This window comes from Acinetobacter sp. 1542444 (assembly GCF_000581835.1).
Lineage (GTDB): Bacteria > Pseudomonadota > Gammaproteobacteria > Pseudomonadales > Moraxellaceae > Acinetobacter > Acinetobacter pittii.
The window spans coordinates 97,824-124,731 of sequence record NZ_JEYA01000007.1 but is presented as its reverse complement, the minus strand read 5'-3'; the positions used below and the strand labels follow the sequence as shown (position 1 = coordinate 124,731).

Genomic DNA, 26,908 nt, shown 5'->3' with positions numbered 1-26,908 from the left:
GTAATATATGAAAATTCTTTTTATAATTAATTCTTTAAAGAATAAATCTGGTTCTGAGCGTGTCGCTGTTGAATTAGCCAATAAAATGTCAGCTATAGAAGATTATGATATTACGTTATTAAACAGAGAGTCGACTAAAAATAATACCGCATATCCTGTTGCTGATAATGTGGAGGTAGTAAATTTATCTGGTAATTTATTTCAGTTTTATATCAAACTTAAAGAATATATTTCTACCTCACATTATGATGTAGTAGTTGTTCATAATATGGGTAAATTGTCTTTGCTATGTGCTTTTGTACCAAATATTAAAAAATTAGTGGTGCTTGAACATGTTTCTTTTGTCAGTCGTCCTCAGAAAATACAAATTTTAAGTAAACTGTTATATCGAAAAATTGATCAAGTTGTGACTCTTACTCAAAATGATAAAGAGCAATTTGATAAATTTCATTCAAATGTGCTTGTGATACCTAATTTTTCGCCATTTCCTATTAGCTCAACACATCAGCAGAATAATAAACAGATTGTAACAATTGGCCGTTTAACTGAGCAGAAAAATTATATGCATCTGCTTCAAGCATGGGAGAAAATACAGCCATCTATTCCTGAGTGGCAGTTAAATATTTACGGAGAAGGTGAACATTATTCAATGTTAGATGACTACATTACTAGAAATTCTCTTCGAAATGTGACTTTAATGGGGACAACTTCTAACGTAAAGCAAGTATACGAACAATCTAACTTCTTTGTAATGTCATCAAAATATGAAGGCTTACCCATGGTGTTAATAGAGGCACAAAGTTTTGGTTTACCTGTTGTTTCATATAATTGTCCATATGGCCCAAGTGACGTCATTCAAGAAAATAAAAATGGATTATTAGTGGAAGATCAAAATATTGATAAATTAGCAGAAGCAATTTTAAAACTTGCGTCATCTCCAGATTTGTTAGAGTGCTTTTCTCAAGAATCGTTATTAAATGCTAAAAAATATCAACCTGAACAAATTTTGAAAATTTGGATTGAAAAAGTCTTGCAAGGATAAAGTTTTATGTTTTCTGTATTAAGCTCTATTTATCACAAAGAGCATCCAGCACACTTTAATGCTTGTATGGAAAGCATTTGGGATAAACAAACTTTAAAACCTACAGAAATTGTTTTAATTGAGGATGGCCCTTTATCACCTGAATTAGATCAAATTATTGCTAAATGGCAAGAGAAATTAGGTAAAGTTCTTCATATTAAGAAGCTTGAAAAAAATGTTGGAACAGGGAAAGCAAAAAATATTGGATTACAAGAATGTACCTATGACATTGTATGTATAGTTGATACAGATGATATTTATGTGCCAGAAAGATTTGAAAAACAAATTAAATTTTTAGAAAAAAATCCTGATGTATCAATTGTAGGGGGGCAAATTCTTGAGTTTGTTGAAGATACTCAAAACCCGACAGGTATGCGTAACGTTCCTTTATCAAATGAAGATCTAAGAAATTATGCAAAGAAGCAAAGTCCGTTTAATAATATGACGATTACATATCGGAAGTCCCATATTCTCGAGGTTGGTGGCTATCAACATCATTTGTGGATGGAAGACTATAATCTCTTTTTACGGGTGATCGCTAAGGGACATAAAATTCAGAACTTACCAGATGTATTGGTTTATGCACGCATTGATAATGGTATGCATGGACGTCGTAAAGGTTTCCAATATATTAAAAGTGAAAAACAGTTACTAGATTTAAAAAAACAACTAAAGTTACAAAATCCTCTATATGCTAACATGCTGTTTCTGGTACGGTCTGCGTTTAGACTGTTACCAGCAAATTTATTGGGTAAAATTTATAATACCTTTCTTCGTAAAGATATTAAAAAATGAGTGAATGAAAATATGAAGCGTTTAGTAGACATAGTCATTTCTTTAATAGCTTTAACTGTGCTGTCGCCAATATTTCTGATTGTTGCTTATAAGGTTCGTAAAAATTTAGGGTCACCCATATTCTTCTATCAAGAAAGACCAGGAAAGGACGGAAAATTATTTAAAATGATTAAGTTTCGGTCAATGAAAGATGCTTTTGATGCAGAAGGAAACCCATTGCCAGATGAGGCACGTATTACCCCATTTGGTCAGAAATTGCGCTCTACAAGCTTAGATGAAATGCCTCAGCTCATTAATGTACTGAAAGGTGACATGAGTGTAGTTGGACCTCGTCCAATGCTTAAAGACTTTGTTGCATTATACTCACCAGAGCAGGCACGTCGTTTAGAAGTGCGTCCTGGAATGACAGGTTTGGCTCAGGTAAGTGGCCGTAATGAACTTGACTATGAAGAACGATTTAAGTGTGATGTGTGGTATGTCGACAATCACAATGTTTGGGTTGACTTTAAAATTATGTTTAAAACAGTCAAAGTGATGACTAAACGTGAAGGCATTAACGCGCCAGGACATGTTGGACCATCTTTATTTAAAGGTAATGATGCTCCAGAAAATGTTGATTCTTCTGTAAAGTAAATTTTATATCTTGAAATCTTTGTTATGATCAAAAAAGCAGTTTTACCCGTAGCCGGTCTAGGCACACGTTTTTTACCAGCAAGTAAGTCAATTCCAAAGGAAATGGTGACTGTTGTTGACCGTCCAGCCATTGAATATGTGGTGCGTGAGGCAATTGAAGCAGGCATTGAACAAATTATTTTGGTAACTCACTCTTCAAAAGCGTCAATTGAAAATTATTTTGATCGAAACTTTGAATTAGAAACAACATTAGAGCAAAAAAAGAAATTTGATTTACTTGCAGAAATTACCCAAATTGTTCCACCTCATGTGAGTGTTGTAAGTGTAAGACAACCTCAGCCTTTAGGTTTAGGGCATGCAGTTTTATGTGCAAAGAGTATTGTTGGCCAAGATGATTTTGCTGTGTTATTACCAGATGTTTTGGTAAAAGATGACTCGGGGCGAAATGATTTAACCCGTATGATTGCACGTTATGATGCCAGCCAAGCCGCACAGATTATGGTAGAAGCCGTACCTGATAACCTTGTTGATCAATATGGGATTGTAGATGTAGCACATAGCCCTAACGAGGGTGAAAGTATTGCTATGCAAGGCATTGTTGAAAAACCTGCTGTTGGCTCTGCACCTTCTAATCTTTCTGTGGTGGGTCGCTATATATTACCTGCAAAAATTATGCAACTTTTGGAAAACACGCCAAAAGGTGCGGGTAATGAAATTCAGTTAACAGATGCGATTGCGATGTTACAAGAAACAGATATTGTTGAAGCCTATCGTATGCAAGGCCAAACTTTTGACTGCGGTAGTAAGCTTGGTTATTTAAAAGCTGTATTACATTATGGAATTCAACATCCTAAATTAGGGTTAGAATTTAAACAGTTAATTCAAGAACTTAAGTTGTAGTATTGTGTAGTTCTACTTAAGCATTTGTAAAAACTGCTGAATATAATAAACAATCAATATATTCTCTTCCCTTAACGGGAAGAGAAATCTATAGAATATTAAAAAATCAGGTGTGCAATGAAAATCGCAGTGTTTGGAACCACCTTACACGCTGGTGTAATGGCAGCATTACTAGCTGAATATGGCAATCAGATTTATTGGTGCACAAGTGTCACCTGCGAAGAAAATATTTCTGTACTTTCCTATCAAGATCAAGAAGTTAATAATTATTTAAATAAGCAAAGAAGATCGGGTTTTCTACAAGAAAGTCCTTTTTCTGCTATTCCTCTTGATGTTGAGGTTTATTTATTCTGTTTTAGCCCCACACAAATGCAACTTGCTTTAAATACGGTTGAGAAGTTAAGCCAACGTCCTATTGTTCATCCTAGATTAATGGTAAATGGTTCTACGTTTGGCTTACATGGAACTGATCAGTTAAAACAATATTTACCAAAAGACGAGTGGGTCTATTTCCCTGATGTAATTCAAGAAGGGAATGCTATTAACAGCGTATTGAATGTAAAACATGTCATTGTTGGTGTTGAGTCCAATCATGCACGGGATACAATGCAAGAGCTGTTACGCCCATTTTTCCGTTTTAGTTATCAATATTTATTTATGCCGATCTTGGATGCTGAGTTTACCAAACTTAGTATTTCTGGCATGTTGGCGACCCGCATTAGTTATATGAATGACTTAGCTATGGTGGCAGAGAAACTCGGTATTGATATAGCTAACGTAAAGCATGGTATTGCGGCTGATACACGTATTGGTGCGGCTTATTTGTCCGCTGGAGTTGGTTTTGGCGGTGAAAATTTTTCGCATGATATTTTAACCCTTTCGAGTACTGTTTCTGAAACTGGGGCGAAAAGTCGACTGTTAGAGCAGGTATGGGCGATTAATGAACAACAAAAAGAAATTTTATTCCGTAAGTTGTGGAATTACTATCATTGTAATTTGAATGGTAAAACCGTGGCTATTTGGGGTGCATCCTTCAAAGAAAATACCTCAAGCATACATAACTCGCCAATTCATATTTTATTAGCTGCATTGTGGGCGCAAGGTGTAACTGTACGTTTGCATGATCCTCAAGCATTAGATGAAATTGCCGCTACATATGGTGACCGTAAGGATTTAATACTGTGTACTGATCAATATGAGGCTACTCGAGGTGCACATGCCTTATGTTTGGTTACCGCATGGAAACAGTACTGGAGTCCTGACTTTAAGCAGTTACAACAATTGATGCAACATCCTTTAATTTTGGATGGGCGTAATATTTATGACCCAGCATATGTAAAGGCTAAGGGCTTTGCTTATGAAGGAGTAGGTCGTTTATGAGTAAATCTATCGAGAAATTTCCTAAAGAGTTGGTTTCACCTTTACTAAAATTACAGTTAATGGGTGAGAAAAATTCAAAGTTACATATAAAAGAGTTGTTCGCATCAGAACCGGATCGCTTTCAACAATATTCTATAAAATTTGATCCATTAGTTTTTGATTATAGTAAGCATCGTGTTACGAAAGACATTTTGGAACAATTGATTGCTCTTGCGAAAACTAAACAATTAAATCAATGGATAGAGCGTCTTTTTTCACAAAACAAAGTAAATTGTACAGAGCAACGTGCGGCAATGCATTGGGCATTACGCTTGCCAGTTGACTATTCAAAGTTTCCAGAATTAACGGCACAAGTCCATAGTCAGTTGCAACGTATGTATGCTTTAGTGGAAAAGATCCATGCTGGACAATATCGTGGTGCAACTGGTGAAGTGATTCAAGATGTTGTGAACATTGGTGTGGGTGGTTCTGATTTAGGGCCACAAATGGTCACGCATGCGTTGTCAGATTTTAAAGTGAAAACGGCTAAACCTTTAAATGTTCACTTTGTATCGACTATGGATGGTAGTCAGTTATCGGAATTACTCCACCAACTTCGTCCAGAAACTACACTATTTATTATTTCTTCAAAATCTTTTGGAACGATTGATACTTTATCAAATGCCCAAACCGTACGTCAGTGGCTTGAAAAAACTTTGGGAACACATGCCCGAGTTTTAAAAAGTCATTTTGTTGGAGTATCAACAAAAGCAGATAAAATGACTGAATGGGGGATTGCCCCAGAAAATCAATTACTGCTTTGGGACTGGGTAGGTGGCCGTTACTCATTGTGGTCATGCATTGGTTTACCTATTGCGCTGAGTATCGGGGTTGAAGGTTTTCAACAACTCTTAGCTGGTGCTCATGCAATAGATGAACATTTTCAAAATACAAGTTATGAGCAAAATATTCCTGTTTTAATGGGATTATTAGGCGTTTGGAACAATAATTTTTTAAATATTCAAACACATGCCGTATTGCCTTATGATGGTCGATTAAAGTATTTCGCTGCTTATTTACAGCAGCTTGAAATGGAATCTAATGGTAAATCGGTACAACGTGACGGTCAAAAAGTCGAACTCGATACGTGCCCAATTGTATGGGGTGAAGTTGGACCAAATGCTCAACATGCCTTCTATCAGTTATTACACCAGGGAACTCAAGCAGTCAGCTGTGACTTTATTGCCCCAGTCCAACGCTATAACGCTGACCATTTTACCTATGTTGAAAATGCAGACGCTTTGGTCGAACAGCATCATCTTGCATTATCGAATTGTTTGGCCCAATCAAGATTATTGGCCTTTGGTAATGACGCTTTAGACTCAACTGAATTAGAAAAACTGCCGATTTACAAGCAATATGAAGGTAACCAACCGAGTTCAACCTTATTATTGAAAGAGTTAAATCCATATAGTTTGGGAATGTTAATTGCTTTATATGAGCATAAAGTTTTTGTGCAGTCTGTAATTTGGAATATTAACCCGTTTGATCAATGGGGTGTCGAAAAAGGTAAACAGATTGCTGATCAGCTATTACCTATTTTAAATGGGGTTCAAAATGATCTTTCATCATTAGATGCCTCAACACGTGGATTAATTAAAATATTATTAGGAAAAGTAGATGGCTAAAATCCTAGTTACTGGTGGAGCTGGTTATATTGGTTCACACACCTGTGTAGAGCTTTTAAATGCTGGCCATGAAGTTATTGTTTTTGATAATCTATCAAATAGCTCTGAAGAATCATTAAAGAGAGTTCAGGATATCGCACAAAAGAGTTTAGCTTTTGTGCAAGGTGATATTCGTAATGCAAATGAACTTGATCACGTGTTTCAGGAACATTCAATTGATGCGGTTATTCATTTTGCAGGTTTAAAAGCAGTTGGTGAAAGCCAGGAAAAACCGCTGATTTATTTTGATAATAATATTGCTGGTAGTATTCAACTCGTTAAGTCAATGGAAAAGGCTGGTGTTTATACACTTGTGTTTAGTTCTTCTGCGACCGTATATGACGAGGCCAATATATCTCCATTAAATGAAGATATGCCAACAGGTATGCCAAGTAATAACTATGGCTATACAAAACTGATTGTTGAGCAATTATTGCAAAAACTGACAGAGTCAAATTCTAAATGGTCAATCGCATTACTTCGTTATTTTAACCCAGTTGGTGCACATAAGAGTGGCCGTATTGGTGAAGACCCACAAGGTATTCCAAATAATTTAATGCCATATGTGACTCAAGTTGCTGTAGGTCGCCGTGAAAAGCTATCTATTTATGGTAACGACTACAATACTGTAGATGGGACTGGGGTACGTGACTATATCCATGTAGTCGATTTAGCGAATGCACATTTATGTGCTCTAAATAATCGATTAGAAGCGACAGGTTGCAGGCCATGGAATATTGGTACAGGTAATGGTTCATCAGTTTTGCAAGTTAAAAATACATTTGAACAGGTTAATGGTGTCCCCGTTGCTTTTGAGTTTGCACCACGTCGAGCTGGCGATGTAGCAACATCTTTTGCCGATAACGCTCGTGCAGTTGCTGAGCTAGGTTGGCAACCACAATATGGTTTAGAAGATATGCTTAAGGATAGCTGGAATTGGCAGAAGCATAATCCTACAGGGTATAAATAAGGCTTCGTTTGTAGTAAATTTTTTTAAAAATTATTTTGATGCTTTAGTTCATATAGAACTAAAGCATTTAATCAGATATTTTTAAGATATTAAAAGTGTTAGAAGTATTTTCTAACTATATTTGAAGATTTTTTATTAATAAAAGTATTTCTAATGGATAAAGTACACTCCGCTGAAAGTTTAAGGGGGTTAGCCTGTCTAGCCGTAGTTTTTTCACATTTTTTTGGAACTTTCTTTCCTCAACTACATAATTTTTATAGTAGTAACTTACCAAAATTTGAATTTATTGAATCGATATATAATTCCCCCTTTGCATTTTTTTATTCTGGTACAGGGGCTGTTTTTGTATTTTTTGTATTAAGTGGTTATGTGTTAACATTATCTTTCTTAAAATCAAAAGATTCAAAAAGAAAGTTAAAAGAATCTTTAATTAAGCGTTATCCTAGATTAGCTATACCTGCAATTTTTTCTTGTGTATTAATGTGGGCCGTACTTCATTTTTCTGTTGATCTGGAGAATGTATCGGAATGGTTCCGTTCAGTAGGGTCTAAAGTTCCTAATTTATTCGATGCTATATACTCTGGTGCGATAGGATCATTTATTTTTGGAGAAGCAAAGTACAACCCTGTTCTGTGGACTATGCAAATAGAATTATTAGGTTCTTTAATTATTTATTTTATTTGTTTTTTTCAAAAAAATAATATTATTAAATATTTATTTATTTTAATAAGTATTTTGGCTTCGATGTCATTATCATTTATAGCATTTTTAGGCATATTAAGTTTTATACTTGGGCACTTTCTATATTTTTTTTCTAGAAGAATTCCTGAATTTGTATGTATTTTTCTTTTTATTGTTGGCTTGTATTTCTGTGGAGCCCATAATGAGAGTATTAGTTATAATTTTTTTAGTAAAATACTAGGGGAAAGGACATATAATATTCTAAACTTTTTTGGAGGAGGATTAATTGTTTTTGCATCAATTAAATCCAATATTATTGATAATTTTTTTAATAAAAATATTTTCTTGTTATTAGGTAAGTTGTCATTTTCAATATATTTAATTCATATTCCTATTATGTATATTTTAGGAGCCCCAATATTTAATATATTTTTCAGTGAAGGTTTCAATTTTTTAACTTCTGCACTAATTTCTATATTTGTCTCTCTGTTTTTTTCTATCACCTTTTCATTTTTATATAGTAGATATGTTGATGATTTTGCAATCAGATTCTCTAACAAATTATCTAATTTAATATTGAATAAAAATAAAATTTTTGAAAAAACATTATAGTGTGTAAGGCCTTAGATGAAAATAAAAGAGATGGGAAAATAATTTTTCCATCTCTTTAAAAATAAAGATATTAAGATTGAATCAACCTATTCAATTCATCTACATAATGCTGCATTGGCTGAGCTTGGCGGTCTGCACGGCTTTCAATATTGAGACGTAATAACGGTTCAGTATTTGAAGCACGCACATTAAAACGCCATGCGCCAAAGTCGAGGCTTACACCATCGGTACGGTCAATTTGTGGATTTTGATCGGCATAAAAATCAAAAATCTTTTGAATAGTGATCTGTGTATCAGCTACTTTAAAGTTGATTTCACCACTGCAAGGAAACTTGGTAATCATATTTTCAACGAGTGTTGAAAGTGATTGTCCTGTTTCAGAAAGCAGGGCAACCGTAAGTAGCCACGGAATCATACCGCTGTCACAGTAAGCAAAGTCACGGAAATAGTGATGGGCACTCATTTCACCACCATATACGGCATTGTGTTCACGCATCACATCTTTAATGAACGCGTGACCAGATTTTGACTGTACAGCGACACCTTTGTATTCATCTACGATATCAAATGTGTTCCACACTAAACGCGGGTCATGCACAATTTTCTCGCCTGATTGCTTAATCAAGAAAGCTTGAGCCAATAGACCAACAATATAGTAGCCTTCAATGAACTGACCTTTTTCATCAAATAAGAAGCAGCGGTCAAAGTCGCCGTCCCAAGCAATTCCCATATCTGCTTTATGCTCAAGCACAGCATTTCGGGTACTGTCACGGTTTTCAATTAAAATTGGGTTAGGGATGCCATTTGGGAAAGTACCATCTGCTTCATGGTGAATTTTAATAAATTCAATAGGTACGTTAAGCTTTTTAAATTTTTCTTCAATGGCATCAATGACGTGACCAGCTGCACCATTACCAGCATTAACCACCAACTTAAGTGGGCGGATTTTTGCTGGTTCAATATAGGTCATTAGGTGATCAACGAACTCAGGCAAAATGTTATAGCTTTGCGTTGTACCTTTTTGGCTAGCTTCTTCAAAGTTATTAGTTTCTGCTAAAGCCTGAATTTCTTTTAAACCGGTATCAGCACTAATTGGGCGAGCATTTTCTCGTACTAATTTCATGCCATTATAGTCCATTGGGTTATGGCTCGCAGTAACTTCGATACCACCTTGTACATCTAAATGAAAGGCGGCGAAGTAAACTTCTTCAGTACCTGTCATGCCTAAATCAAGAACATTGACACCCGCATCATTTAACCCGCGGATAGTCGCTTGTTTTAAACCCTCACTGCTTAGACGAATATCACAACCTACAACAACAGTCTTTGGTTTATAGATTTGTCCGTACGCGCGGCCAATTTTATAGGCGATTTCTTCATTCAATTCATTGCCGAGTTTGCCTCGGATATCATAAGCTTTAAAACACGTTAAAGTAGTCATTATTCAATTCAATACATGTGGTTTGAGTTGTGTGCACATTATACATAGATCATGAAACAGGTATGTTTATAGTTTTTATATTCAAATTTTTCACTTCATTTCTGTAATTCATATCTAAATTTATGAGAAAGATTTTTACGACTTTAGTCTAATAAATAAATTTATAAATTAGGAATTACTTGATTTTGCTTAGTGCTATTGGTCATACCAATTATAATGATTATTTAATTATTGATCTTGCTAATATCTGTGTTTATGATGCGGTCTGTGGTTTAAGGAACAACATTTGCACTTAATTTTTAATTGGTCATACCAATTGTGTTGAATGTTTAAGAATTTAAGGTACAAAAATTCGCCCCGGCATTTCAAGGAGATGACAATGCTCAATATGTGGCAACAACTTTATGACCCTTTAAATAATATTTGGCTGTCCAGTGCGGTTGCATTAATCCCGATTATTTTCTTCTTTTTAGCACTAGCAGTTTTTCGTTTAAAAGGCAGTATCGCGGGTACGGGCACAGTCATTATTGCATTACTAATTGCGCTCTTTTTCTATCAAATGCCGGGTCAAATGGCCTTTGCGTCAATCATTTACGGTTTCTTCTACGGTCTATGGCCAATTTCATGGATCATTATTGGGGCAGTTTTTCTATACAAAATTTCGGTAAAAACAGGTCAGTTTGAGGTTATTCGTTCAAGCATTTTGTCGATTACCGAAGACCAACGTCTGCAAATGCTATTGGTTGGTTTTGCATTCGGTACTTTCCTTGAAGGGGCGGCGGGTTTTGGTGCTCCTGTAGCAATTACCGCTGCACTCCTTGTTGGTTTAGGCTTTAAGCCACTTTACGCTGCTGGTTTATGTTTGATCGTAAATACAGCACCAGTGGCATTCGGTGCAATGGGTATTCCAATTATTGTGGCGGGGCAGGTTTCTGGTGTAGATACCATGGAAATTAGCCAAATGGTTGGTCGTCAGTTGCCATTTTTAGTCATTATTGTGCTGTTCTGGATCATGGCGATTATGGATGGCTGGCGTGGTGTTAAGGAAACTTGGCCTGCGGTATTGGTCGGTGGTGGCGCTTTTGCGATTGCCCAGTATCTTACATCTAACTTCATTGGTCCTGAATTGCCAGACATTACCGCAGCAATTGCATCATTGGTGAGCTTAACTTTACTGTTCCGTGTTTGGAAACCAAAACATATTTTCCGTTTTGAACCTGAGTCGGGTCAAACTTTAACTCAACAACCTACTACAGTTCAACGTTATAGCATTGGAAAAATTGCTAAAGCGTGGTCTCCATTTGCGATTTTAACAGTGATGGTGACCATCTGGAGCGTTAAGCCATTTAAAGCATTATTTGCAAAAGATGGTGCTCTTGAACACTGGATTTTTAAACTTGAAGTACCGTATTTGCACAAATTGGTCGAAAAAATGCCGCCAATTGTGGCAGAGATGAAACCATACGAAGCGATTTATAAGTTTGACTGGTTCTCTGCAACAGGTACTGCAATTTTTATTGCCGCAATCATCACTGCTATTTTCTTAAAAATGAAAGCAAGTGAGGCAGTTACAACCTTTGGTGAAACACTCAATGAGTTAAAAACACCGATTTACTCGATTGGTATGGTGTTAGCGTTTGCTTTTATTGCGAATTATTCAGGTTTATCTGCAACTTTAGCTTTGGCTCTATCGCATACGGGTCATGCGTTTACTTTCTTCTCGCCATTTTTGGGTTGGCTTGGTGTGTTCCTTACGGGTTCAGATACATCTTCAAATGCTTTGTTCTCGGCATTACAGGCGACTACAGCGCAGCAAATTGGTATTCCGGAAGTGTTGCTTGTGGCTGCCAATACCAGTGGTGGTGTGACAGGTAAGATGATTTCTCCGCAGTCGATTGCCATTGCTTGTGCAGCAGTAGGCTTAGTTGGAAAAGAGTCTGACTTGTTCCGTTTCACGGTAAAACATAGCATCATATTCACTGTCTTTGTTGGCATCATTATTACGGTTCAGGCTTATCTGGTTCCGTGGATGATTCCATAACTCCAGTGAAGGAAACGCGATGAGAATCTCCGATCAAGTGGTCATGAAATTGCAGGCATTAATTGAAGAGCGTCACATGAAAAAAGGTGACCGTTTGCCTGCTGAACGCCAGCTTGCAACTAGCTTAGGAGTTTCTCGTCCGTCTTTGCGTGAAGCAATTCAACAGCTCAATAGTCAAGGTGTACTCATTAGCCGCCGTGGCGATGGGACTTATATTCAGCAGTTACCTGAACAGTGGCCACAGCAACTGATTGTGAACCCAATTAGTAACCTGATTGAAGAAGATCCGCTGTACCGTTTTGATGTGCAAGAGGCGCGGTTACTACTTGAAGGTGGCACGGCATGGTATGCCGCATTGCGCTCAACGCCTGAAGATCGCGCCAAAATTCATCATTATTTTAATGAAATTAGCCGCCACCAAAATGCGGGTGACTCAGCACAGGCTGCGGTCGCGGATGCTGAATTCCACTTAGCGATTGCTGAAGCATCCCACAATGTGGTGCTGATTCAAATGATGCGAAGTCTATTTGATTTGCTGCAATACAACGTCTTGTTAGGGCGTAAGAAAGTTTATAACGACCCCGTAAATGGTGACTTGCTCAGCGAGCAGCATTTTCAGGTGATGGATGCTATTGATCGTAAAGATCCCGAGGCCGCACGCCAAGCTGTCTGCGGTCATATTGAATTTGTGATTAATCATGTGCGTTCTCTGGATGAAGACGAAGCTCGCCAGAAACGTGCAAATCGTTTAAATAGAGTTGATTCAAAATGATTATTTCTTCTGGCAATGATTACCGTGCTGCGGCACAACGTCGCTTACCTCCATTTTTATTTCATTACATTGATGGTGGAGCGTATTCGGAATATACCTTAAAGCGTAACGTACAAGATTTGTCAGAAATTGCATTGCGTCAACGTGTGCTTAATGACATGTCAGCGTTAAGTCTAGAGACAAAACTGTTTAATGAAACCTTGACGATGCCAGTTGCATTGGCGCCTGTAGGTTTAACTGGCATGTATGCACGCCGTGGTGAAGTGCAGGCCGCGATGGCTGCCGATAAAAAGGGCATTCCATTTACGCTTTCAACGGTTTCGGTATGTCCGATTGAGGAAGTTGCACCTGCAATTAATCGCCCTATGTGGTTCCAGCTTTATGTATTACGCGACCGTGGTTTTATGCGTAATGCTTTAGAACGTGCAAAAGCAGCAGGTTGTTCAACACTGGTATTTACCGTAGATATGCCTGTGCCAGGTGCGCGTTACCGTGATGCACATTCGGGTATGAGTGGACCAAATGCTGCGATGCGCCGTTATATGCAGTCTATGTTCCATCCGCACTGGTCATGGAATGTCGGCTTAATGGGTCGTCCACATGACTTGGGTAATATCTCTAAATATTTAGGTAAACCAACTGGGCTTGAAGACTATATTGGCTGGTTAGGCTCGAACTTTGATCCATCCATTTCATGGAAAGATCTTGAGTGGATCCGTGAGTTTTGGGATGGCCCAATGGTGATTAAAGGTATTTTAGACCCTGAAGACGCCAAAGATGCTGTACGTTTTGGTGCAGATGGGATTGTGGTGTCGAATCACGGTGGTCGTCAGTTAGATGGCGTGATGTCGTCTGCTCGTGCGTTGCCTGCAATTGCTGATGCCGTCAAAGGTGACCTAGCAATTTTGGCTGACTCAGGCATTCGTAATGGTCTAGATGTGGTGCGTATGTTGGCACTCGGTGCCGATACGGTTTTACTTGGCCGTGCGTTTGTTTATGCCTTGGCAGCAGCAGGTGGGCAAGGGGTGTCGAACTTGCTTGATTTGATTGATAAAGAAATGCGTGTTGCGATGACGCTGACAGGTGCTAAGTCGATTTCGGATATTAATGCGGATTGTTTAGTACAGGCGATGAAGCTCTAACGTTTCCGTATTAACTTTGATGATATTGGCACGACGGAGCCTTATCGGAAAAAGTTCAATGGAAGTAGCTAATTGACGTTACTTTTTTAAAAAAGTAACCAAAAATCTTTTGTTGAGCAAACCGTACTTCCTTGTACAGTTGCTCAACAGGCGGCATCCTGCCGCCAACGCGTAGCCAATTTGAATTAAATCTAACACCTAGAGATTAGCTGCTAGTGCTAAGTGAAATGGTTTTGATCTTGCGTAGCTTTAGTCGCTACTCATGCCAAAACAAAAGTAATGGAATTAGCTACTTTAAATATTAGTTCTAAACGGAAAAACTCCGTCGAGCTTTTCTGATTTTTAAAAAACTATGTGGTATGGATGACCAAAAGGAAACCATCATGCAAACATTTTCTCCTCAAGCAGTGATTGATCGCTTACAAAATATTGTAGGGCGTTCGCATGTTTTGACCGATGATCAAAGCACACGCCAGTACCGTCAAGGACGTCGTTTTGGCGAGGGGAAAGTACTTGCAGTGGTTGTACCAGGGACCTTGCTAGAGCAATGGCAAGTGTTGCAGGCTGCAATTGAGGCAGACTGTATTGTGATTATGCAGGCGGCCAATACAGGACTCACTGGTGGTTCAACGCCATATGGCGATGATTATGACCGTCCTGTTTTGGTGATGAGTACTCGCCGATTAAAGGGTATTCAAGTCATCCATGACGGCAAGCAAGTCATTTGTTTACCAGGTGCAACCTTAGATAATTTAGAGCAAATTTTAAAAGGTTATGACCGTGAGCCACATTCAGTAATTGGTTCATCTTGTATAGGTGCATCGGTACTTGGCGGTGTCTGTAATAACTCTGGCGGTGCATTGGTACGCCGTGGTCCTGCGTATACTGAACTGGCGTTATATGCTCAGGTAAACGCTACTGGTCAGTTAGAACTGGTAAATCATTTAGGCGTAAATTTAGGCTCGACTCCTGAAGAAATTCTGACTCGTTTAGAGAAGCAACAATACCAAGCTATAGATATTTTAGATGACAGTGAAAAACAGGCGTCTGACCATCGTTATGCCCACGATGTGACTCAAGTCGATGAAGATACGCCTGCTCGTTTTAATGCAGACCCGTCACGTTTGTTTGAGGCTTCTGGTTCGGCTGGTAAAGTCTGTGTGTTTGCGGTACGCCTTGATACTTATGAAAAAGTAGAAAGTAATGTCTTTTATATTGGTACTAATGATGCTGATGATTTAACAGCGATTCGCCGTTATTTACTAACCTCACTACCAAGCTTGCCGATTGCAGGTGAATATATCCACCGAGATGCTTATTTAATTGGTGAAAAGTACGGGAAAGACACGTTTTTGTTTATTGAAAAATTTGGCACAGCCAATGTTCCCAAAGCTTTTGCGATGAAAGATAAAGTCGATGGCTTTTTAGAACGATTTAAAATTAAAGGCTTAACAGACCATATTTTACAGGCCATTACCTTCTTTTTACCGAGTCATTTGCCTAAGCGTATGACCGAATATCGAGATCGTTATGAGCACCATTTAGTGCTACGTGTGGAAAAAAATTCAAAAGCACAAACCGAGCAGTTTTTAAAAGAATATTTTGCGGTGCATCAGTCTGGTCACTATTTCGTATGTAGCGAAGAGGAAGGCCGAAAAGCGTTCTTGCACCGCTTTGCGATTGCAGGAGCGGCAATTCGTTATCGTGATACGCATCGTAGTGAAGTTGAAGATATTGTGGCGCTTGATATTGCGTTACGTCGTAATGACCGCGAATGGGTAGAGCAATTACCAGCCGAGATGGAAAATAAAATCATCCATAAACTCTATTATGGGCATTTCTTTTGTCATGTGTTCCATCAGGACTATATTCTTAAAAAGGGCCATGACCCTTTAGAAATGGAACATCAAATGTGGAAGTTGCTGGATGCACGCCGTGCTGAATATCCAGCAGAGCATAATGTCGGGCATCTTTACATTGCCAAACCTGCCTTAGCGAATTTCTATCAAAAACTCGACCCAACCAATAGCTTTAATGTGGGGATTGGCCATACCTCAAAACTGAAATATTGGGGTAAGGCTAAATCTTAATATCGAGACATAAAAAAAGGCGCCGAAGCGCCTTTTTTAATAGATGTCTTATGCTGCTTCTACTGATTTAGCAAGCACTTCAGCAACTGCTTTAGCAACAGTGTAAACATTGTTCATGTTTAAACCTGCTACACAAATACGGCCACTACGTACTAAGTAGATTGCATATTCTTCGCGCAAGATATCCACTTGCTCAGCAGTTAGACCTGTGTAGCTGAACATACCTTTTTGGTTTACAAGGTAGCTAAAGTCACGGTCTGGTAGCGCTTTAGTAAGCTCGTCTTTCAAGATGCTACGCATTTTGATAATACGCTCACGCATCTCTTTTACTTCGCCTTGCCATTGTTGGTTAAGTTCAGCGTCATTTAACACTTCATCAACTAACCAAGCGCCTGTAGTAGGAGGGCTAGAGTAAATACGGCGTACAGTCGCTTTTAACTGACCGAATGTGCACTGAGCAGCTTCTGCGTCGTCACATACGAAAGTTAAGCCGCCAACGCGCTCGCCATATAAAGAGAAGATTTTAGAGAACGAGTTGCTCACAATGAAGTTTAGACCCGCTTGGTCTAAAGCACGGATTGCATACGCATCTTCTTCCATACCGTCACCGAAACCTTGGTAAGCGATGTCTAGGAATGGAATAAGGTTACGATCTTTTAATACTGCAATTACTTGGTCCCATTGCGCTGGGTTTAAGTCAGCACCCGTTGGGTTATGGCAGCATGGGTGCAATAACACAATGCTTTGCTCAGGCAAAGTTTTAAGTGTAGAAAGCATACCGTCAAAATCTACACCACGTGTTTCGTTGTCGAAATATGGGTAGAAATGAGTTTTGATGCCAGCGCCATTGAAAATCGCAACGTGGTTATCCCAAGTTGGTTGGCTTACCCAAACGTCTGAATTTGGGAAATAAGTTTTTAAAAAGTCCGCACCAACTTTCAATGCACCTGAACCACCAAGTGTTTGGATGGTTACAGCACGGCCAGCTTTAACTGCTGGGCTGTTTGCACCAAATAAAAGTGCTTGAATTGCTTCACGGTAAGGTTTGAAGCCTTCCATTGGCAAATAAAGTTTGGTTTTACCGTTTTTAGGTTCAATACGCTTTTGCGCCTCGATAATGGTCTCTAACTGAGGAACAATGCTGTCTTCGTTATAATAAAGACCAATACTCAAGTTCACTTTTCCAGAACGAGTATCAGCATTGAACTGTTCCATTAAAGAGAGAATTGGATCGCCTGCGTATGGGGGGATATGTTGAAACATCAAAAAAGTCCTTTCATTCAACAATATGCATAGTGCTGGGTTTTTTCTGTCTCGAAAAATACGCCACAACTATGTCGATGCTCAATAATGTATCAATAAAGCTACCGTGAAGCACCTGATAATTTCACTAATATCGATATTTTCTGGATGAAAATGATAAAAAGATTTAAAAGAAATTACGGTAAATAGATACTAATTTATAACTCATGCTTTCATTCAAGCAGATTGTCTACAATCTTGCTGTAATACATTGGTTGTAGACTAAAGTTTGAAACAAAAGATTAGCGGTCGAAAAGCAAGCGAGAAACAGTCATAAAACCATGGATAAAATAACCCTAAATAATTGTTTTATAAATATTAAATAGTAAGTGGTTTAATGGTTTAAATATAAGGTGAGATAACAGGTCTAACGATAAAATTTGACCTGATGCGTTCTGCAAAGTGTCAACAATCACCTTGATTTTTTTCATTCATACCGCTATAAAACTCATAATTGATTAAAAATTGTCGACAATATGCAAGATTTGACCTTCGCACCAGAGCCATTACAAAGTCAGGGAAGAACACTGACCGAGAATGTATTTAAGCAAATACAGACGGCGATTGTTTTGGGTCAAATTCCGGCAGGCAGCAAGATTTCCGAGCCTGAACTGGCACGCACTTATGGCATTAGCCGTGGGCCTTTGCGCGAAGCGATTCATCGCCTTGAAGGGCAACGTTTGGTTGAGCGTACTGCACATGTGGGTGCGCGCGTGGTTTCGCTTTCACTGCAACAGTTTAAAGAGCTTTACCAGATTCGTGCGTCTTTAGAGGGTTTGGCTTGCAAACTTGCTGCACAGCATATTGATAAAAAGCAAATTTTGGCGCTACGTGATGTTTTACGTATGCATGCTGAAGATGAAAACTTTAAAGCAGGTAAGGGATATTACTTGCAAGAAGGGCAGGACGATTTTCACTACTGCATTATCAAAAGTAGTGGCAATAAAACGCTAGAAAAAATGCTATGTGATGAGCTTTATCACCTCATCCGTATGTACCGAATTCAGTTTTCAAACACACCCGATCGACCGAGCAAAGCTTGGGACGAACATATCCGTATTTTAGATGCAATTGCAGAAGGCGATGGTGAACTTGCTGAGCTGCTCATGCATCGACATATCAATGCTTCTTACAAAATTATTGAGCAAACACTGCTACAAGCACAAGGAGAACATAACAATGGCTAAACAATCCGCAGGTCAGCTATTTCGCGATGCAGTAGCCCAAGAAAAGCCATTACAAGTGGTTGGAACCATTAACGCCAATCATGCACTTTTGGCAAAACGTGCAGGTTATAAAGCGATTTACTTATCAGGTGGTGGTGTAGCCGCTGGTTCTTTAGGCTTACCTGATTTGGGAATTAGTAACCTTGATGATGTGTTGACAGACGTACGCCGTATTACTGATGTCTGTGATCTTCCATTATTGGTCGATGCGGACACAGGTTTTGGTGCTTCTGCATTTAACATTGCCCGTACTACAAAAGCACTCATCAAGTTTGGTGCTGCGGCAATGCACATTGAAGACCAAGTGGGCGCAAAACGTTGTGGTCACCGTCCGAACAAAGCCATTGTGACTCAAGAAGAAATGGTTGACCGTATTAAAGCTGCGGTTGATGCGCGTGGTGATGACAGCTTCGTGATTATGGCGCGTACCGATGCATTGGCAGTAGATGGCTTACAAGCTGCAATTGACCGTGCGGGTGCCTACATTGAAGCGGGTGCAGACATGTTGTTCCCTGAAGCAATTACCGAGCTTGATATGTACAAGCAATTTGCTCAGAAGACTGGCGCACCAATTTTGGCAAACATTACCGAGTTTGGGTCTACACCACTGTTTACCACTGAAGAGTTAGCATCTGCCGATGTAAGCCTTGCGCTTTATCCACTTTCTGCTTTCCGTGCCATGAACAAGGCAGCCGAAACTGTGTATGAAACCTTACGTAAAGAAGGCACGCAAAAGAACGTGATTGATATTATGCAGACGCGTAAAGAGTTATATGAACGCATTAATTACTACGCGTTTGAAGACTACTTAGACAACGCATTTGCTAAAAAGAAGTAATAAATTAAAAAGTTGATTAATTGGAATCTGATACTCGGAGGCGTCATCTGCAACTGTTTGAGACAGGACTACATTTTTAAAAAATGGTTCTGCGAGAGATAGGATATTCGATGGTTGTGGACGAGTTTTGCAGATGACAATGGTTTTGCCTACTTTTCCCGAAAGAAAAGTAGGTCGAACCGAAGGTTAATCCTGAAATAAGAAGTGAAAATGGTACGACTCCGTCGTGCTTAATAAATAAATTCAGATAGATAGGAAAGGACAATCTTATGAGCTCAAATGAAACAACAACAGGCTTCAAACCAAAAAAATCAGTTGCACTTAGCGGACAAGTTGCAGGCAACACAGCACTTTGTACCGTAGGACGTAGCGGTAACGACTTGCACTATCGTGGCTATGACATTCTTGACCTTGCAGCGGGTAGCCAATTTGAAGAAGTTGCTCACTTGCTCGTACATGGCAAATTACCAAATAAAGCTGAACTCAAAGCCTATAAAGCAAAATTAAAAGCACTTCGTGGCTTACCAGCAGCACTTAAAACTGCACTTGAACAATTACCACCGTCTGCACACCCAATGGACGTGATGCGTACAGGGGTTTCAGTGCTAGGTTGTTTAACACCAGAACACGAAGACCACAACGAAGCGGGCGCAAAAGACATCGCTGATAAATTAATGGCAAGCCTAGGTTCAATGTTGCTTTATTGGTACCACTTCAGCAACAACGGTCGTCGTATTGAAGTTGAAACAGATGACGACTCAATTGCAGCGCATTTCTTGCACTTACTTCATGGCGAAAAACCATCTGAAGAATGGATTCAAGCAATGCATACATCGCTTATTTTGTATGCTGAGCACGAGTTTAACGCGTCTACATTTACGTCACGTGTAGTTGCAGGTACAGGTTCTGACATGTACTCGGCAATTACAGGCGGTATTGGTGCACTTCGCGGACCTAAGCACGGTGGTGCGAACGAAGTTGCATTCGTGATTCAACAGCGTTACGACAACGCAGATGAAGCAGAAGCTGACATCCGTAAACGTGTTGAAAATAAAGAAGTTGTGATCGGTTTTGGTCACCCTGTATATACAGTTTCTGACCCACGTAACGAAGTGATCAAGAAAGTTGCGCACGACTTGGCTGAAGCACAAGAGAACACCAAAATGTACCTCATCGCTGAGCGTTTAGAAGCAGTGATGAAAGAAGTGAAAAACATGTTCCCGAACCTCGACTGGTTCAGTGCGGTGAGCTATCACTTAATGGGTGTTCCAACTGCAATGTTTACACCGTTATTCGTAATTGCACGTACAGCAGGTTGGTCAGCGCACGTGATCGAACAACGCCAAGACGGCAAAATCATTCGTCCAAGCGCGAACTACACAGGCCCTGAAAACCTCAAATTTAAACCATTGGCGGAGCGTGGTTAATGAACATAAAATACCGTAAACCGCTGGCAGGTACCCAGCTTGAATATTACGACGTGCGTCAAGCCGTTGAAGATATTCAGCCAGGCGCATACGAAAAACTGCCTTACACCTCCAAAGTACTCGCAGAGCAATTGGTACGCCGTGCCGATGCCGAGAACTTAACTGCTTATTTAACGCAGTTGATTGAACGTCGTCAGGACTTGGACTTTCCTTGGTATCCTGCGCGCGTGGTGTGTCATGATATCTTGGGCCAAACTGCATTGGTTGACCTTGCAGGTTTACGTGATGCGATTGCTGACAAAGGCGGTGACCCATCTAAAGTCAACCCAGTTGTGCCGACTCAGCTGATTGTCGACCACTCTTTAGCAGTGGAATATGGCGGTGCTGACCCAGACGCTTTTGCAAAAAACCGTGCTGTTGAAGACCGCCGTAACGAAGACCGTTTCCACTTTATTGAGTGGACTAAAACTGCATTTAAAAATGTCGATGTGATCCCTGCGGGGAACGGCATTATGCACCAGATTAACCTAGAGAAAATGTCTCCGGTCATTCAGGCGCGTGATGGTGTAGCATTCCCAGATACATGTGTAGGTACAGACTCACACACACCGCACACAGATGCGTTGGGCGTAATTTCTGTGGGTGTCGGTGGTTTAGAGGCTGAAAACGTAATGTTGGGCCGTGCATCTTGGATGCGTCTGCCGGACATTATTGGTGTTGAGTTTGTAGGTCAGCGTCAAGCAGGTATTACAGCAACAGATATCGTACTTGCTTTAACTGAGTTCTTGCGTAAAGAGCGCGTGGTTGGTGCATACCTTGAGTTCTTTGGTGAAGGTGCTGACAGCATGTCTGTGGGCGACCGTGCAACCATTTCGAACATGACTCCAGAATATGGCGCTACGGCTGCGATGTTCTACATCGACCAAAACACAATCGACTACTTACGCCTCACAGGCCGTGAAGATGCTCAAGTGGCATTGGTTGAACAGTACGCAAAAGAAATCGGCCTTTGGGCTTCTGACATGACCAAAGCAGAGTACCCACGCGTACTTCGTTTTGACCTATCGACAGTCACACGTAACATTGCCGGTCCATCAAACCCACATGCACGTGTTTCAACTGCGGACCTAAAAGAAAAAGGCATTGCAGGTGTTGTTGAAAACCGTTCTGATGGCTTAATGCCAGATGGTGCAATCATTATTGCTGCAATTACTTCATGTACTAACACTTCTAACCCACGTAACACTGTGGCGGCAGGTTTGTTGGCACGTAAGGCAAATGAGCTTGGTTTGGTTCGTAAACCTTGGGTGAAATCATCATTTGCACCAGGTTCAAAAGCGGCTGCACTTTACCTCGAAGAAGCGGGTGTTCTAAAAGATTTAGAACAACTTGGTTTTGGTATTGTGGCTTATGCTTGTACGACGTGTAACGGTATGTCGGGTGCATTAGATCCAGTCATTCAACAAGAAATTATTGACCGTGACTTGTACGCAACAGCAGTACTCTCTGGTAACCGTAACTTCGATGGCCGTATCCATCCTTATGCAAAACAAGCGTTCTTGGCATCTCCACCGCTTGTTGTGGCGTATGCAATTGCAGGTACGATTCGTTTTGACATCGAAAAAGATGCTTTGGGTCATGACAAAGAAGGTAACCCAATTTACCTCAAAGACATCTGGCCATCTGATGCTGAAATTGATGCATTAGTAAAAGAAGCTGTGAAGCCTGAACAGTTCCGTAAAGTCTACATTCCAATGTTTGACTTGGGTGAAGTTGAACAAGCGAAAAGCCCACTTTACGACTGGCGTCCGCAAAGTACTTACATCCGTCGCCCACCATATTGGGAAGGGGCGTTGGCTGCACCACGTACTTTAGCGAATATGCGTCCGCTTGCGATTTTGGGTGATAACATCACTACCGACCACTTGTCACCTTCAAATGCGATTTTGATGGACTCGGCTGCGGGTGAATACCTTCACAAAATGGGCGTACCAGAAGAAGACTTCAACTCATATGCAACGCACCGTGGTGACCACTTGACTGCACAACGTGCAACATTTGCCAACCCGAAACTCTATAACGAAATGGTGGTCCGTTCAGACGGCACCATTAAGCAAGGTTCAAAAGCGCGTGTAGAGCCTGAAGGCGAAGTGATGCGTATGTGGGAAGCGATTGAAACCTACATGAACCGTAAGCAACCGTTAATCATTATCGCGGGTGCTGACTACGGTCAGGGTTCAAGCCGTGACTGGGCTGCGAAAGGTGTACGTCTTGCAGGTGTTGAAGCGATTGTGGCAGAAGGTTTTGAGCGTATTCACCGTACTAACTTGGTGGGTATGGGCGTGTTACCACTTGAGTTTAAACCGGGTGTAAACCGCAAGACTTTAAAGCTAGATGGTACAGAGCTTTATAGCGTGATTGGTAATATTGCGCCGCGTTCGACTTTAACTTTAGTGATTGAACGTGCTACAGCGGATGGTAAAGAAGAGATTCTTGAAGTGCCTGTGACTTGCCGTTTAGATACAGAAGAAGAAGTTTCTGTATATGAAGCGGGCGGTGTATTACAGCGTTTTGCACAAGACTTTTTAGAAGGCCAAGTGGCTTGATAACGCTTTAACATTGTAAAAAAGTAAGGAAAGCTCTATCTTAGGATGGAGCTTTTTTATTTGTTATCGTGAGATTATGCTAAAAGGTATTTGGATAGAAAACTTTAAAAGTTATCACACAGGACAGCTTTTGCCTTTAGCACCTTTAACATTAATGATAGGAGCGAACGCTTCTGGAAAATCAAATGCTATAGAGGCTTTTCGTTTTCTCAGTTGGTATGTCGGTGGAGAAAAATTAACAACAATTCAAAATCGTATTAATGACTCTGAAAAGATCTTTAGAGGAGATGTTCGTGATTTATTCCATTTTAAGTCGAAAGAATTTACTTTAGGTGCGGATTTTTCTAGTTTTTTTTCTGAGTTAAGGATTGAAATTACATCTAATGAACTAAATGAGCTAACTATAAAAGATGAGTGGCTGAAATTTAAGGATTCACAAAAATATTTATATAAAATTGATACTTTTTCTCAAAACCTAAAAAAAAGGATAACCAAGGAAGACAAATTACTTAAAATTGAACTTTCTCCTACGACACTTAATCAAAGTCTTAAGGGTATAATTACTCGGTATGATAAAAATGCCTCTAATCTGCAAAGAATAAAAAACTTATTGCAGTTAAGAGCCGATGATGATGAGCGATTTGATGAGCGATTCCAACAAAGACTTCATGAATTACTAGTTATAGAAGAAACATTATCTAGTACATATTTTTTTGATTTTGTGCCATCACAAATGCGCCAGGAGAGTTTGGAGGAAATAAAATTACGTCCAAATGGTCAAAATCTATCAGGTGTATTGTACACATTATGGCAGAATGAAGAAAATCAAAGAAATATTTTAGAATTTATTAGAAATTTACCTGAACAAGATTTTAAGACTCTAAAATTTTATCCTGATCATCGTGAGCGTATCGAACTCGCTTTAGTTGAAAATTTTGCTAGTCAAGTACAGGAATGGAGTTGTGATGTTTTATCAGATGGCACCTTGAGGGTTTTGGGTATCGCTGCTGCAATTTTGTCTGTACCTGAAAACTCTACATTGGTGATTGAAGAAATTGATAATGGTATTCATCCATCTCGAGCTAAATCATTACTCAACACGATGTTAGTTTTTGCTGAAAAACGGCATTTAAAGCTTTTACTCACAACACATAATCCTGCACTGATGGATGCTTTACCAGATAAGGCATTAGGTGATGTAGTTTTTGCATATCGTGATACGAAAGAGGGAGATAGTCGTTTAATTCGATTGAGTGATTTAGAGGACTATGAAGGTTTAGTTTCTCAAGGGTCATTAGGCGAGTTGGTCACAAAAGAAGTAGTTGATCGTTTTGTAAAAAATCCTATTTCTAGCGAAGTAAAAAAACAAAAAGCATTAAATTGGTTGGAACAAATGCGTGGGATATCTCATGAGTAGCATTTGTTTAGTTGATACCAGTATCTTTCTTAATATTTTGAATGTTCCTAATCGCAATAATGAAAGGGGTAAAATTTTAAAGCAATTTCAAGAATATATAGAATTAGGGTGTAGCTTTATTATTCCGATGGCGACAGTCATTGAAACAGGTAACCATATTGCACAGAATGGTGATGGAAACACTCGGCGTGAAGTTGCGCAGCTTTTTGTTGATACTTTAGAGAAAACTTTTACAGGTGAAGCACCTTTTCTTATTTCTGAATGGCTATCACAATCTGAAATTAAAGTATGGCTCACGGAGTTTCCGAGTCATGCTCAACGAAATAAATCATCAACTAGAACCTCTGAGGGAACAAGCTTTGGTGATCTATCTATCATTAAAGAGTTTGAACAAAATTGTACAAAATTCCCAATGAGTGAGATTTTTATTTGGTCATTAGATGATGATTTAAAAGCCTACCATCAAACAATTGCATAAAGTTTTCCATTTTAGAAAATGTATGAGCAGAAGTAGCTTACCTTTACATCAATATCAATTTAAAAAAGCCAATAACTATTCATTTCTAAAATCTCTTTAATCAAAAGTTTGTGTTGATGCGTAATTTCAAACAAATAAAAAAAAGCCCGACATCCTGTCGGGCTTTTTCGTATTTGGTTGCTAGATATGACTCCTGTCGTATCTCACGATCCTGATGCATGAACCTATTATTGTTGTTTTATGTTCCGGAACATCCTGTTTCTGTATGAAATCATCATAGAAAAAAAGCAGAGGATAGCCAATCCGCTAAATCCCTAAATCTATGTAAGATAAATCGTACAAATAACATTTTTTGCATTTATGCCATCATCATCGGGCGAAATGGACAATTGACATTCACTTTAAGTGGGTTATATTCCTGTTTAATATATATACGATTATAGGAATGTAATCATGGTAACAGCTGGCGAAAAACCCGGAACAGGCTTCTATTTCTGTGCTCAGTGCGGACATAGAGTGTTTTTAGAAATTAATACCGACCCTTTACCACCTTGCACGAAATGCTACTGCACGCAATTTAAACGTTAAGAATGAAATAATATTTGCGTTCGCATTTAACAAAAAGCCCTGTCACCTGATGGGGCTTTTTTGTTAATTTAAAAATAAGACTTACATAACAAGACCCGTGATGGGCATGAAAAAGGAAACCGTTATGGAAACAATATTGGGTTTATGTATTGGCGTGGGCCTGAGCGCTGCCTGCGGTTTTCGGGTGTTTGTGCCGCTACTGGTCATGAGCATTGCCACCATGATGGGCTGGTTTGAGCCATCGAAAGGTTTTGAATGGTTAGCCTTGCCATCGGTGTGTTTGGCTTTAGGTGTGGCAACAGTGTGTGAAGTTGCGGCTTACTATATTCCGTGGGTTGATAATGCCTTAGACACAGTCGCAACTCCTGCGGCGATGATCGCGGGTACGTTAGCAACAATGGCGGTTAGCAGTGGAGAAATGTCTCAGTTTGCCAGTTGGGCGGCAGCGATTATTGTCGGTGGTGGTACGGCTGGGGTGGTGCAAATGAGTACCGTTGCTGCACGTGGTGTTTCAACTGCAACTACGGGTGGCTTGGGTAATTTTATCGTTGCGACAGGTGAATGGATTGGAGCGATCTTACTTTCAGTTTCGGCAATGTTAGTGCCTGTCCTTGTTGCTGTAGTGGTGCTGATTGCGGTTATTTGGGCGGTACGTTGGATACGCCATAAAAAACAAGAACAGGCACATAGTCCTCTATAGGTTTAGCCTAAACATCATTTTTAAACAGCAATAAAAAAAGCCCAACATCCTGTTGGGCTTTTTCGTATTTGGGTACTAGATA

Annotated in this window: 23 protein-coding genes; 20 read left to right on the top strand and 3 right to left on the bottom strand. The window is 39.5% G+C overall.

All coding sequences use genetic code 11. From position 1 onward, the window contains the following. Positions 1 to 7: 7 nt before the first annotated feature. The 8 genes from J580_RS21050 (at position 8) to J580_RS21020 (ending at position 8,758) form a co-directional block, all read left to right on the top strand. Positions 8 to 1,042, top strand: coding sequence for a glycosyltransferase family 4 protein (locus J580_RS21050; RefSeq protein WP_032005732.1), 1,035 nt, complete (start codon positions 8 to 10; stop codon positions 1,040 to 1,042). Positions 1,043 to 1,048: 6 nt separating this feature from the next. Continuing rightward, entirely contained in the window at positions 1,049 to 1,876 is an 828-nt protein-coding gene (locus J580_RS21045; RefSeq protein ID WP_032005731.1) for a glycosyltransferase, read from the top strand. A 12-nt stretch (positions 1,877 to 1,888) separates the two neighbouring features. Next, positions 1,889 to 2,509 (top strand): sugar transferase, encoded by a 621-nt coding sequence (locus tag J580_RS0104490; protein WP_025470407.1) that lies wholly within the window; start codon positions 1,889 to 1,891, stop codon positions 2,507 to 2,509. Positions 2,510 to 2,533: 24 nt separating this feature from the next. Beyond that, positions 2,534 to 3,409, top strand: coding sequence for a UTP--glucose-1-phosphate uridylyltransferase GalU (galU, locus tag J580_RS21040; RefSeq protein WP_032005730.1), 876 nt, complete (start codon positions 2,534 to 2,536; stop codon positions 3,407 to 3,409). 117 nt (positions 3,410 to 3,526) lie between these two features. After that, positions 3,527 to 4,789, top strand: a complete 1,263-nt coding sequence (locus J580_RS21035; RefSeq protein ID WP_032005729.1) for a nucleotide sugar dehydrogenase — start codon at positions 3,527 to 3,529, stop codon at positions 4,787 to 4,789. Continuing rightward, complete coding sequence (gene pgi / locus J580_RS21030) at positions 4,786 to 6,456, top strand: glucose-6-phosphate isomerase (protein WP_032005727.1); 1,671 nt, start codon at positions 4,786 to 4,788, stop codon at positions 6,454 to 6,456. The genes J580_RS21035 and pgi overlap by 4 nt, the downstream gene beginning before the upstream one ends. Continuing rightward, positions 6,449 to 7,465: a UDP-glucose 4-epimerase GalE gene (galE, locus tag J580_RS21025; protein ID WP_032005725.1), complete on the top strand. Its 1,017-nt coding sequence runs from the start codon at positions 6,449 to 6,451 to the stop codon at positions 7,463 to 7,465. The genes pgi and galE overlap by 8 nt, the downstream gene beginning before the upstream one ends. Before the next feature lie 153 nt (positions 7,466 to 7,618). Next, on the top strand, positions 7,619 to 8,758 hold the full coding sequence (locus tag J580_RS21020; protein WP_032005723.1) for an acyltransferase family protein: 1,140 nt from the start codon (positions 7,619 to 7,621) through the stop codon (positions 8,756 to 8,758). A gap of 70 nt (positions 8,759 to 8,828) precedes the next feature. Here J580_RS21020 and J580_RS21015 read toward each other — a convergent pair whose 3' ends face one another. Beyond that, positions 8,829 to 10,199: a phosphomannomutase/phosphoglucomutase gene (locus J580_RS21015; protein ID WP_032005721.1), complete on the bottom strand. Its 1,371-nt coding sequence runs from the start codon at positions 10,197 to 10,199 to the stop codon at positions 8,829 to 8,831. 373 nt (positions 10,200 to 10,572) lie between these two features. Between J580_RS21015 and lldP the strand changes: the two genes are divergently transcribed. The 4 genes from lldP to dld all read left to right on the top strand — a co-directional run bounded on the left by lldP (position 10,573) and on the right by dld (position 16,244). After that, positions 10,573 to 12,240, top strand: a complete 1,668-nt coding sequence (lldP, locus tag J580_RS21010) for an L-lactate permease (RefSeq protein ID WP_171071989.1) — start codon at positions 10,573 to 10,575, stop codon at positions 12,238 to 12,240. 19 nt (positions 12,241 to 12,259) lie between these two features. Further along, positions 12,260 to 13,012 (top strand): transcriptional regulator LldR, encoded by a 753-nt coding sequence (lldR, locus tag J580_RS21005; RefSeq protein ID WP_004711163.1) that lies wholly within the window; start codon positions 12,260 to 12,262, stop codon positions 13,010 to 13,012. Then, a complete protein-coding gene (lldD, locus tag J580_RS21000; RefSeq protein WP_032005718.1) occupies positions 13,009 to 14,154 on the top strand; it encodes an FMN-dependent L-lactate dehydrogenase LldD in 1,146 nt (381 codons plus the stop codon). The genes lldR and lldD overlap by 4 nt, the downstream gene beginning before the upstream one ends. Before the next feature lie 383 nt (positions 14,155 to 14,537). Continuing rightward, positions 14,538 to 16,244: a D-lactate dehydrogenase gene (dld, locus tag J580_RS20995; RefSeq protein ID WP_032005716.1), complete on the top strand. Its 1,707-nt coding sequence runs from the start codon at positions 14,538 to 14,540 to the stop codon at positions 16,242 to 16,244. A 48-nt stretch (positions 16,245 to 16,292) separates the two neighbouring features. On the opposite strand, the gene J580_RS20990 is transcribed toward dld, so the two are convergent. Beyond that, complete coding sequence (locus J580_RS20990) at positions 16,293 to 17,507, bottom strand: aromatic amino acid transaminase (RefSeq protein ID WP_005309021.1); 1,215 nt, start codon at positions 17,505 to 17,507, stop codon at positions 16,293 to 16,295. 335 nt (positions 17,508 to 17,842) lie between these two features. Then, positions 17,843 to 17,977: a hypothetical protein gene (locus tag J580_RS23415; RefSeq protein ID WP_080759770.1), complete on the bottom strand. Its 135-nt coding sequence runs from the start codon at positions 17,975 to 17,977 to the stop codon at positions 17,843 to 17,845. 45 nt (positions 17,978 to 18,022) lie between these two features. Between J580_RS23415 and J580_RS20985 the strand changes: the two genes are divergently transcribed. From J580_RS20985 to J580_RS20955, 8 genes are all read left to right on the top strand, one after another. Continuing rightward, positions 18,023 to 18,733, top strand: coding sequence for a GntR family transcriptional regulator (locus J580_RS20985; RefSeq protein WP_001153627.1), 711 nt, complete (start codon positions 18,023 to 18,025; stop codon positions 18,731 to 18,733). Further along, the gene (gene prpB / locus J580_RS20980) at positions 18,726 to 19,610 is read left to right on the top strand and encodes a methylisocitrate lyase (RefSeq protein ID WP_005071840.1); all 885 of its coding nucleotides are present in this window, start codon (positions 18,726 to 18,728) and stop codon (positions 19,608 to 19,610) included. Before J580_RS20985 ends, prpB begins: the two co-directional genes overlap by 8 nt. 269 nt (positions 19,611 to 19,879) lie before the next feature. After that, positions 19,880 to 21,037, top strand: coding sequence for a 2-methylcitrate synthase (gene prpC, locus J580_RS20975; protein ID WP_032005713.1), 1,158 nt, complete (start codon positions 19,880 to 19,882; stop codon positions 21,035 to 21,037). Next, on the top strand, positions 21,037 to 23,643 hold the full coding sequence (gene acnD, locus J580_RS20970; protein ID WP_032005711.1) for a Fe/S-dependent 2-methylisocitrate dehydratase AcnD: 2,607 nt from the start codon (positions 21,037 to 21,039) through the stop codon (positions 23,641 to 23,643). Before prpC ends, acnD begins: the two co-directional genes overlap by 1 nt. 76 nt (positions 23,644 to 23,719) lie before the next feature. After that, positions 23,720 to 25,060, top strand: coding sequence for an AAA family ATPase (locus J580_RS20965; RefSeq protein WP_032005708.1), 1,341 nt, complete (start codon positions 23,720 to 23,722; stop codon positions 25,058 to 25,060). Continuing rightward, positions 25,053 to 25,538: a hypothetical protein gene (locus J580_RS20960; RefSeq protein WP_032005706.1), complete on the top strand. Its 486-nt coding sequence runs from the start codon at positions 25,053 to 25,055 to the stop codon at positions 25,536 to 25,538. The genes J580_RS20965 and J580_RS20960 overlap by 8 nt, the downstream gene beginning before the upstream one ends. Positions 25,539 to 25,991: 453 nt before the next feature. Next, on the top strand, positions 25,992 to 26,126 hold the full coding sequence (locus J580_RS23710) for a zinc ribbon-containing protein (protein WP_001983336.1): 135 nt from the start codon (positions 25,992 to 25,994) through the stop codon (positions 26,124 to 26,126). Positions 26,127 to 26,250: 124 nt separating this feature from the next. Then, on the top strand, positions 26,251 to 26,826 hold the full coding sequence (locus J580_RS20955) for a DUF4126 domain-containing protein (RefSeq protein WP_032005704.1): 576 nt from the start codon (positions 26,251 to 26,253) through the stop codon (positions 26,824 to 26,826). Positions 26,827 to 26,908 lie beyond the last annotated feature (82 nt).

Bases quoted from the DNA above. Each gene is read 5' to 3' on its own strand.
- J580_RS20990 (WP_005309021.1), bottom strand. From the start codon at position 17,507: ATGTTTCAACATATCCCCCCATACGCAGGCGATCCAATTCTCTCTTTA.
- J580_RS23415 (WP_080759770.1), bottom strand. From the start codon at position 17,977: ATGAAAAAAATCAAGGTGATTGTTGACACTTTGCAGAACGCATCAGGT.
- J580_RS20985 (WP_001153627.1), top strand. From the start codon at position 18,023: ATGCAAGATTTGACCTTCGCACCAGAGCCATTACAAAGTCAGGGAAGA.
- J580_RS20965 (WP_032005708.1), top strand. From the start codon at position 23,720: ATGCTAAAAGGTATTTGGATAGAAAACTTTAAAAGTTATCACACAGGA.
- J580_RS0104490 (WP_025470407.1), top strand. From the start codon at position 1,889: ATGAAGCGTTTAGTAGACATAGTCATTTCTTTAATAGCTTTAACTGTG.
- J580_RS20960 (WP_032005706.1), top strand. From the start codon at position 25,053: ATGAGTAGCATTTGTTTAGTTGATACCAGTATCTTTCTTAATATTTTG.
- J580_RS21015 (WP_032005721.1), bottom strand. From the start codon at position 10,199: ATGACTACTTTAACGTGTTTTAAAGCTTATGATATCCGAGGCAAACTC.
- J580_RS20955 (WP_032005704.1), top strand. From the start codon at position 26,251: ATGGAAACAATATTGGGTTTATGTATTGGCGTGGGCCTGAGCGCTGCC.
- J580_RS21035 (WP_032005729.1), top strand. From the start codon at position 3,527: ATGAAAATCGCAGTGTTTGGAACCACCTTACACGCTGGTGTAATGGCA.
- lldD (WP_032005718.1), top strand. From the start codon at position 13,009: ATGATTATTTCTTCTGGCAATGATTACCGTGCTGCGGCACAACGTCGC.
- lldP (WP_171071989.1), top strand. From the start codon at position 10,573: ATGACAATGCTCAATATGTGGCAACAACTTTATGACCCTTTAAATAAT.
- J580_RS21045 (WP_032005731.1), top strand. From the start codon at position 1,049: ATGTTTTCTGTATTAAGCTCTATTTATCACAAAGAGCATCCAGCACAC.
- J580_RS21050 (WP_032005732.1), top strand. From the start codon at position 8: ATGAAAATTCTTTTTATAATTAATTCTTTAAAGAATAAATCTGGTTCT.
- prpB (WP_005071840.1), top strand. From the start codon at position 18,726: ATGGCTAAACAATCCGCAGGTCAGCTATTTCGCGATGCAGTAGCCCAA.
- prpC (WP_032005713.1), top strand. From the start codon at position 19,880: ATGAGCTCAAATGAAACAACAACAGGCTTCAAACCAAAAAAATCAGTT.
- dld (WP_032005716.1), top strand. From the start codon at position 14,538: ATGCAAACATTTTCTCCTCAAGCAGTGATTGATCGCTTACAAAATATT.
- acnD (WP_032005711.1), top strand. From the start codon at position 21,037: ATGAACATAAAATACCGTAAACCGCTGGCAGGTACCCAGCTTGAATAT.
- lldR (WP_004711163.1), top strand. From the start codon at position 12,260: ATGAGAATCTCCGATCAAGTGGTCATGAAATTGCAGGCATTAATTGAA.
- J580_RS23710 (WP_001983336.1), top strand. From the start codon at position 25,992: ATGGTAACAGCTGGCGAAAAACCCGGAACAGGCTTCTATTTCTGTGCT.
- galE (WP_032005725.1), top strand. From the start codon at position 6,449: ATGGCTAAAATCCTAGTTACTGGTGGAGCTGGTTATATTGGTTCACAC.
- galU (WP_032005730.1), top strand. From the start codon at position 2,534: ATGATCAAAAAAGCAGTTTTACCCGTAGCCGGTCTAGGCACACGTTTT.
- pgi (WP_032005727.1), top strand. From the start codon at position 4,786: ATGAGTAAATCTATCGAGAAATTTCCTAAAGAGTTGGTTTCACCTTTA.
- J580_RS21020 (WP_032005723.1), top strand. From the start codon at position 7,619: ATGGATAAAGTACACTCCGCTGAAAGTTTAAGGGGGTTAGCCTGTCTA.